At 69.7% G+C, this 7,499-nt stretch carries 11 protein-coding genes, 1 tRNA gene and 1 pseudogene; 3 read left to right on the top strand and 10 right to left on the bottom strand.

The genetic code is table 11. The features are described from left to right. Positions 1–276: 276 nt before the first annotated feature. The 8 genes and pseudogenes from WBN91_RS16580 to WBN91_RS16545 all read right to left on the bottom strand — a co-directional run bounded on the left by WBN91_RS16580 (position 277) and on the right by WBN91_RS16545 (position 4,200). Positions 277–552: a chorismate mutase gene (locus tag WBN91_RS16580; RefSeq protein ID WP_337724608.1), complete on the bottom strand. Its 276-nt coding sequence runs from the start codon at positions 550–552 to the stop codon at positions 277–279. Beyond that, positions 545–670 (bottom strand): annotated as a pseudogene (locus WBN91_RS16575) (exodeoxyribonuclease III); the annotation flags it as partial. The gene WBN91_RS16580 and the pseudogene WBN91_RS16575, both read right to left, overlap by 8 nt. A 26-nt stretch (positions 671–696) precedes the next feature. Beyond that, positions 697–1,044, bottom strand: coding sequence for a HepT-like ribonuclease domain-containing protein (locus tag WBN91_RS16570; protein WP_337724607.1), 348 nt, complete (start codon positions 1,042–1,044; stop codon positions 697–699). Continuing rightward, the gene (locus WBN91_RS16565) at positions 1,034–1,342 is read right to left on the bottom strand and encodes a nucleotidyltransferase family protein (RefSeq protein WP_337724606.1); all 309 of its coding nucleotides are present in this window, start codon (positions 1,340–1,342) and stop codon (positions 1,034–1,036) included. The genes WBN91_RS16570 and WBN91_RS16565 overlap by 11 nt, the downstream gene beginning before the upstream one ends. A gap of 16 nt (positions 1,343–1,358) precedes the next feature. After that, positions 1,359–2,180, bottom strand: coding sequence for an exodeoxyribonuclease III (locus tag WBN91_RS16560; protein ID WP_337724605.1), 822 nt, complete (start codon positions 2,178–2,180; stop codon positions 1,359–1,361). An 11-nt stretch (positions 2,181–2,191) separates the two neighbouring features. Continuing rightward, positions 2,192–2,413 (bottom strand): hypothetical protein, encoded by a 222-nt coding sequence (locus WBN91_RS16555; protein ID WP_337724604.1) that lies wholly within the window; start codon positions 2,411–2,413, stop codon positions 2,192–2,194. Positions 2,414–2,421: 8 nt separating this feature from the next. Next, positions 2,422–2,733, bottom strand: coding sequence for an SH3 domain-containing protein (locus WBN91_RS16550; RefSeq protein ID WP_337724603.1), 312 nt, complete (start codon positions 2,731–2,733; stop codon positions 2,422–2,424). A gap of 246 nt (positions 2,734–2,979) precedes the next feature. Then, complete coding sequence (locus WBN91_RS16545; RefSeq protein WP_337724602.1) at positions 2,980–4,200, bottom strand: NADP-dependent isocitrate dehydrogenase; 1,221 nt, start codon at positions 4,198–4,200, stop codon at positions 2,980–2,982. Positions 4,201–4,338: 138 nt separating this feature from the next. Here WBN91_RS16545 and WBN91_RS16540 point away from each other — a divergent pair, with 138 nt between their 5' ends. Both WBN91_RS16540 and WBN91_RS16535 read left to right on the top strand, forming a co-directional pair. Beyond that, complete coding sequence (locus WBN91_RS16540) at positions 4,339–5,145, top strand: metal-dependent hydrolase (protein ID WP_337724601.1); 807 nt, start codon at positions 4,339–4,341, stop codon at positions 5,143–5,145. 168 nt (positions 5,146–5,313) lie between these two features. Then, on the top strand, positions 5,314–5,793 hold the full coding sequence (locus WBN91_RS16535; protein WP_337724600.1) for a hypothetical protein: 480 nt from the start codon (positions 5,314–5,316) through the stop codon (positions 5,791–5,793). Positions 5,794–5,845: 52 nt separating this feature from the next. On the opposite strand, the gene WBN91_RS16530 is transcribed toward WBN91_RS16535, so the two are convergent. Together WBN91_RS16530 and WBN91_RS16525 are read right to left on the bottom strand one after the other, a co-directional pair. Next, positions 5,846–6,103, bottom strand: coding sequence for a Prokaryotic metallothionein (locus tag WBN91_RS16530; RefSeq protein ID WP_337724599.1), 258 nt, complete (start codon positions 6,101–6,103; stop codon positions 5,846–5,848). Between the two features lie 101 nt (positions 6,104–6,204). After that, positions 6,205–6,278 (bottom strand) — tRNA-OTHER (locus WBN91_RS16525). A 65-nt stretch (positions 6,279–6,343) separates the two neighbouring features. On the opposite strand from WBN91_RS16525, the gene WBN91_RS16520 reads away from it, so the two are divergent. Continuing rightward, the gene (locus WBN91_RS16520; protein ID WP_337724598.1) at positions 6,344–7,444 is read left to right on the top strand and encodes a J domain-containing protein; all 1,101 of its coding nucleotides are present in this window, start codon (positions 6,344–6,346) and stop codon (positions 7,442–7,444) included. Positions 7,445–7,499 lie beyond the last annotated feature (55 nt).

Genomic DNA, 7,499 nt, shown 5'->3' with positions numbered 1-7,499 from the left:
CAACAACACCGACGCCTCGGTCACATCCAGGACGGCGCCATCGGCAGCACGGCGCAGAGCGCGTCGCATGGCCGCCGCGCTGGGCTGGGGCTCGGGCGGGGTGATCGAGATGTCCACGGTCACGTCAACGACACTAGGCCGCCAAAATTCCAGCTCCGAGGCGGAGTGACATGCAGCACTGTGCCGACTCCTATGGCTGCGCTGCGGAGTCGGCGCACGCGCGAGCGACCGGGCACGACGCAGTTCGGTGTCGCGGTCCGCAACGCGGCCGACACGTCAGCGCCGGTGCTCGGCCAGCTCCAACTCGATGAACGCCCCGATCATGGCCCGCCACACCGCCTCGGCCACCTCCGGCGCCAACCCGCTCGCCTCAGCCTTGGCCCGCACCTCGGCGATCACCTGCGCGACACGGTCAGGCGCCCGCACGGCGTCCTCGTCCTTCTTGAACGCCGCAGCCGCCTTGACCAGCCCTTGCCGCTCGGCCAGCAACCGCACCACCTGGGCATCGATCGCATCGATCCCCGCCCGCACCTCGTCCAACGACTCAGGCATAGGTCACCGTCACAGGCGCATGATCAGACCACCGCTCACCATAAGTAGCCGCCCGCTCGACCACGGCACTGGTCGCCCGCGCCGCCAACCCCTCGGTGGCCACCTGGTAGTCGATCCGCCGGCGGATGCGCGTTGTCGAATCCGTCATCCATCCGCCTCTTCCAGCAGTCGGCGAAGCACCTGGCCCAACGCGGGCACCTTGTCCACGAGCGTCTGCCAGACCAAAGCGGCGTCGACCGATGCGTACCCGTGGATCAGGATGTTGCGGAACGCGACTATCCGGTTGACGTCCGGGATGGCCGACGCGAGTTCGGCATCGACCTTGCGGAGCTGGTTCAAGGCTTCACCGATGATCTCGAACTGCCGCTCGACCGCCGACCTCAGCATGGCGTCCGCCTCGTAGTCCGCGAACGACTTGCCTGCGCTGAACTGGCGCAGCAGGTCGACGGCTTGAGATGCGTCCCAAAGGTAGGCGCGGGGATCAGGCCGCATACAGCTGTTCCCGGGTCTCCATCACGCGCTGCCGGAAGTACGGGTTGCGGATGCTGGAACCGCTCACGAGGTCGACCGGTCGGTCGAAGAGCCGCTCCAGCCCTTCCTTCAGGGCGAAGTAGCTGCCGAAGTAGTCGAAGCCCGGACCGGCGTCGAACTCCACGAGGACGTCCACATCACTGGACACCACGTCGAACGAGTCACCCACAGCGGACCCGAACACGTCGAGCCGGCGAACGCCCAGCGCGCGGCACAGGTCTTCGACCTCGGACAACCTGGCCCTGATGACCTCGTGCACGGACGTCACCTCCCGCTCACGATTGTGCCTGATCGGAGGCCCTCGGCCAGTCAAAACTCACCGTGACCGGCGCGTGGTCCGACCAGCGCTCGGCGTAGGTGGCCGCGCGCTCGACCACGGCACTGGTCGCCGTCGCCGCCAAGCCCTCGGTCGCGCAGATCAGGTCAATGCGCCAGCCGGAGTCGTTGTCGAAGGCCTTGCCGCGGTAGGACCACCACGAGTACGGGCCGGCGACGTCCGGGTACAAGGAACGGACCACGTCGACGTAGCCGGAGGAGAAGACGTCGGTCAGCCACGCCCGTTCGGACGGCAGGAAGCCGGACGACTTCTGGTTGGTCTTCCACGCCTTCAGGTCGGCCTCGCGGTGGGCGATGTTCCAGTCGCCGCACACCACGACCTCGCGGCCGTCGGCCGCCGCCTTCTCGCGCAGTTCCACCAGGTACGGCAGGAAGGCGGCCATGAACCGCTCCTTCTCGTCCTGCCGGGGCGTGCCGACGTCGCCGCTGGGCAGGTACAGGCTGCCGACGACGACGTCCGCCAGCTCGACCTCCACGTACCGGCCGGAGTGCTCGAACTCCGCCGCGCCGAACCCGATCCGGACCGCCTCCGGCTGCGAGCGGGTCAGGACGGCGACGCCGTTGCGGCCCTTGAGCTCCGAGTGGGCGTGGGCGGTGTGCCAGCCCTCCGGGGCGCGGACCTCGTCTGTCAGCTGGCCGGGTTCCGCGCGGACCTCCTGGATGCACACCACGTCCGCCGTGGTCGCGGCGAGCCACTCCAGGTAGCCCTTCTTGGCGGCGGCGCGCAGGCCGTTGACGTTCACGGTGGAGACGGTGAGCACGGATCGGGAGCCTAATCGCGAGCGGCGACGGCCCAGCCGTGCGGGTACACCGCGCCGCAGCGGGCGCAGGTGGCGACCAGGCCCAGGAACAGCACCAGCGGGCTGCTGCCCTCGGGGGACGGCACACCGCGGACCTCGTGCCCGTCGAGGGTCGCGACCAGCTCGGGCCACTCGGGTTCGCACGCGCACGTGGTCACCTCGTTGCGGCGGGACGTCCGCCATCGGAAGAACATGCGCCAATCTAAGCGCAGTTGCTGTCCGAGGTGGGCGTCACGAACTGGTCGTTGACCCACCGGCCGTCCGACAGCAGGCGGAACCCGTTCTGCACGGTCCGCTCCGCCTTCACGACCGCGTCGCGCTGGACGGTCGCCACGATCGGCTGGGTGTCCGCCGGGCCGGAGCGGACGTTGAGGATGTCCGCGGTGACTGTCACCTTGCACTCCTGGGACAGCTGGTCGGGCACGAGCTTCTTGCCGTCGTTGGCCACGTACATCAACCCGGCCGCTCCCAGCACACCGATCACGATCATGCCGCGCAACGGAATCCCGAACATCGTCCACGCCTCCCCGCACACTGCGCCTGAAGTGCAGATATAGCGCGGCGAGGCCCGTTGCTGAACGTGGCCGGCCCGAAACCACCCAGGAGGGGAACCGAACGAGTGACCCGGTCACGCGCGATCACCCCGCTCCTCGCACGGGCGCACGCCCAGGAACGCGCGAGGGGGACCGCTCGAAAGCGGTCCCCCTCGATCAGCCGAACACGGCCGAACGCCGGCCGGAGCACCGACCGGACGCCGGACTCAGCCGGCCATGCGCTTCTGGAGGTTCTCGTCCAGGGTGCCGAGGAAGTCCTCGGTGGTCAGCCACTGCTGGTCCGGGCCCACCAGCATGGCCAGGTCCTTGGTCATCTTGCCGCTCTCGACGGTCTCGATGATGACCTTCTCCAGGGTCTCGGCGAAGCCGGTGACCTCGGGGGTGCCGTCCAGCTTGCCGCGGTGCTTCAGGCCACCGGTCCACGCGTAGATCGACGCGATCGGGTTGGTGGAGGTCGGCTTGCCGGCCTGGTGCTGACGGTAGTGGCGGGTGACCGTGCCGTGCGCCGCCTCGGCCTCGACGGTCTTGCCGTCCGGGGTCATCAGCACCGACGTCATCAGGCCCAGCGAGCCGAAGCCCTGCGCCACGGTGTCGGACTGCACGTCACCGTCGTAGTTCTTGCACGCCCAGACGTAGCCGCCCTCCCACTTGAGCGCGGCGGCGACCATGTCGTCGATCAGCCGGTGCTCGTAGGTCAGGCCGGCGGCCTCGAACTGCGTCTTGAACTCGGTGTCGAACACGTGCTGGAAGATGTCCTTGAAGGCGCCGTCGTACGCCTTGAGGATCGTGTTCTTCGTCGACATGTACACCGGGTAGTTGCGCTGCAACCCGTAGGAGAACGAGGCGCGCGCGAAGTCCTCGATGGACTTGTTGAAGTTGTACATGCCCAGCGCCACGCCGCCGTCGGGGCCGTAGTTGGCCACGACGTGCTGGATCGGCTCGGAGCCGTCCTCCGGCGTGAACGTGATGGTCAGCTCGCCCGCGCCGGGCACCTTGAAGTTGGTGGCCTTGTACTGGTCGCCGTGGGCGTGGCGGCCGATGATGATCGGCTTGGTCCAGCCCGGCACCAGCCGCGGGATGTTGCTGATGATGATCGGCTCGCGGAAGACGACGCCGCCGAGGATGTTGCGGATCGTGCCGTTGGGCGAGACCCACATCTTCTTCAGGCCGAACTCCTCGACCCGCGCCTCGTCCGGCGTGATCGTGGCGCACTTGACGCCGACGCCGTGCTTCTTGATGGCGTGCGCGGCGTCGATCGTGACCTGGTCCTCGGTGTCGTCCCGGTGCTGGATGCCCAGGTCGTAGTACTCGAGGTTGACGTCCAGGTACGGGTGGATCAGCTTGTCCTTGATGAACTGCCAGATGATCCGGGTCATCTCGTCGCCGTCGAGTTCGACGACGGTTCCCTGAACCTTGATCTTGCCCATACTCAGGGCGCTCCTCTCGCGACAGTGCAAGCAAGACAAGCGTACTGCTATGTCCGGCTGCTTGTGTCCCACCACGGCTTAAATGGGAACGGGGTCACAATGCCTTAGCCTCCGGAACACGATCTTGGAGGGGGCACCATGTCGACCGGACCCACGCACGCCATGAGCGGTCTGCTGGCTTGGGCGGCGGTGACCGCGCTCGCCGACAACCATCCCATCGGCCAGCTCACCCCGCAGAGCTGGGCCGTCGGCGCCGTGCTGGCCACCGGTGCGGCGCTGCTGCCCGACCTGGACCACCCGTCCTCGACCATATCGCGCACGTTCGGGCCGGTCAGCGCGGGTGCGTCGGCGGCGATCAACACGGTCAGCTCGTGGGTCTACCGCGCCACCCGCACCCGCCGCGACTCCAACCGGGACGGCGGTCACCGGGGTCTCACGCACACGCTGGTGTTCGCGCTGGCCGCCGCCGTGGGCACGACCGCCGTGGTCCAGCAGTCGCAGAAGTGGGCGCTGCCGGCGTTGATGTTCGTGTTCGCGGGCCTGGCCGTGCGCGGGATCATGAACGACTGGTGCCCGCAGAAGGACGCCCTGCTCATCACGGTCGTGTCCGGCGTCATCACGGTCGTGTGCGTGGCGTGGACGGCCCAGACGCCGGCCAGCGCGGCGGCGTGCGGGGTCGCGGTCGGCATCGGGTGCGTCGCCCACTACCTCGGCGACGCGATCACCGAGCAGGGCTGCCCGATCCTGTGGCCCATCCCGCTGGGCGGCAAGACGTGGTTCCCGGTCGCGCCGCCGAAGATCATGCGGATGCAGACCGGCGGAACGGTCGAGATGGCCATCGTCGGGCCGCTGATCACGCTGCTGTCGGTGTGGCTGTCGGCGGCGGCGCTCCAGCAGGCCGGCGCGCTGCCGTTCCTCTCCGGCTTCGACCTGCTACCGATCTAGTTTTCGAATTGCCGCCATCCGACGGCTACCCGAACATCACCCGATCGGACTAGCCTGCACCGCGTGCACAGGGCCCAGCCGAGCACCCGGGACTTCCGGAACGGGCAGGACCCGTTCTACCTTCGGCTCCGCACAACCGGCAGTGACACCGACACCCGTGGACGTGCGATGACGACTTGGCTCGGCCTGGACGCGGGTCACGGCGACCCGACCACCGCGGACGCGACGGCGGTGTCGCTGTACGAGTCCCTGCTGTTCCACGCGCAGCTGGTGTGCGTGCACGTGGTCGAGGACCACCACGCCCTGTCGTTCCGGCTGACCGACGTGCCGTCGGAGAACACCGTGTCCACGCTCATCGAGCGCGGTTACGGCGTCGCCGTGCACAACGGCAGCCTCCAGCGGCTGGCCGGGCCGGAACCGCTCGCGCGGGGCGCGCTGCGGGCGGCGCTGGCGCACCGGGACCGGCGCGAGGGCCGTGCCCTGCGCTTCCCCGGCCAGCGGACGCTGCGCGGGCGGTACGGGGTGTCGGACATCCTCGCGTTCAGCGCGATCGAGGAGGTCCTGCCGCACGGCATCAAGAGCGTCGACGCGCGCGGCGACCTCCAGCCCGCCTTCGTCAACGGCCGGCTGGTGCTCGAAGTGCGCTGACCTCGCCTCGCCGTCGCGGGTGCGCCGACCCTCGCCGGCCCCCGCGCCCGGGTCAGCCCGGGTGGGCGCCCACGGTGTCGCGGATCTGGTCGCCGAGCCTCTCCGAGCTGCGCGCGCAGTGGGCGCAGCAGAAGAACCGGCCCTCCACCTCGACGCCGTGGCCCAGGATCCGGCAGTCGCAGTGCTCGCAGCGCGGCGCGAGCCGCTGGATGGCGCACTCGAAGCTGTCGAACGTGTGCACCCCGCCGCCGACGGTCCGCACCTCGAACGTCATCCAGTACTCGTTGCCGCAGACGTCGCAAGTCGCCATGCCGGCAGCCTGCTCCGGCCCCACCGACCCGGCAACTCGAACCGGGCGGCGCAACCCGCACGGGTGCGCCCACAACCGTCCACAAAGGACGCCGCAGCAAGCGGACCAGGCCGGATTCGAACCGGCGTCCTCCCGCACCGAGGTGAGGGCGCGTCAACCACTGCGCTACAGGTCCAGACTCAGCCCCCAACCCTAACCGTGACCACGCCCCGACTGACAGTGCCGCTAAGGTCTGCCCTCGTGCGCGGGGTCGACTACTACGAACTCCTCGGGGTGGGTCGCAACGCGTCCCAGGCGGAGATCAAGACCGCCTACCGGTCGCTGGCCAAGGTCATGCACCCCGACGCGGGCGGCTCGTCGCTGACCTTCCGCATGCTCCAGGAGGCCTACGACACCCTCCGCGACCCCGCCCGACGCCGGGACTACGACCGTGGCTGGGGGTTCACCCGACCGGGCACGCGCCCGACCGCGACCCGTCCGCCGCGCACCGGCCGCGTGGGCCGGCTGCGCAATTTCGGCGAGGACCCCGACTTCGTACCCCCGAAGCCCGCGGTGGACCTCGGCGGCATCGCCTGGTGGCACCTGGTCGACACCACCCAGCGGGTCCGGTACGCGCCGGTCGCCGGTCCCGGTCACGCCCCCGCGCTGGCCGCGCTGTGCGGGTGGTTCTTCCTGCTGCTGCCGGTGTTCGCGATCGACTTCTCGCCGTTGACGCTGGGCCTGTGGCTGCTGGTCGTCGCGGCTGCCGCGGTGGCGGCGTTCCGGCTGGTCAAGCGGTACGTGGCGGCCGTGCGGCTGGACCGCGAGTTCGCCGCCGCCGTGGACACCGACGTCGTCCACGGGACGACCGACGACCGGGCGTGCGAGCGGGTCACCGCCGACGTGCTCAGCCGGTACCTGACCCGCCTGCCCGGCGCCCGCATCTTCCACGGCCTGGCGTGGCCGGATTCGGTCTTCGCCGACATCGACCACGCCGTGCTGTGCGGACGGCGGCTCGTGCTGATCGAGTCGAAGGCGTGGCTACCGGGCCACTACACGGCCGAGGACGACGGCACGCTGTGGCGCAACGGCCACCCGTTCCGCGGCGGCGGCACCCGCCTGCACCGCAGCCTCGCGCTGTACCGGAGGCTCCTGCCGTGGCTGGACATCCGGACCGTGCTGCTGGTGTACCCGAGCCGGGCGGGCGAGGTGACAGCGGACGACGTGGACGTGCTCGTGCCACCGATGACGCCCGCCCAGTTCGTCGAGGAAATCGGCGACTGGCTCGCCGAGGAGCCCGCCACCGTGGACCGAGAGGCGTACCGCGTACTGCTCGGCCGGGTGGTACCGATCGTGCGCTGACCACCGCCCGCGCGGATGCCCCGTTCGTGCGCTGATCAGCCTTTCGGCCGCTGTT

The organism is Saccharothrix sp. CCNWYY140 (assembly GCF_037401995.1).
Lineage (GTDB): Bacteria > Actinomycetota > Actinomycetes > Mycobacteriales > Pseudonocardiaceae > Actinosynnema.
Note: the sequence above shows the minus strand (reverse complement) of the source record. Positions and strands in the feature narration are given on the sequence as shown.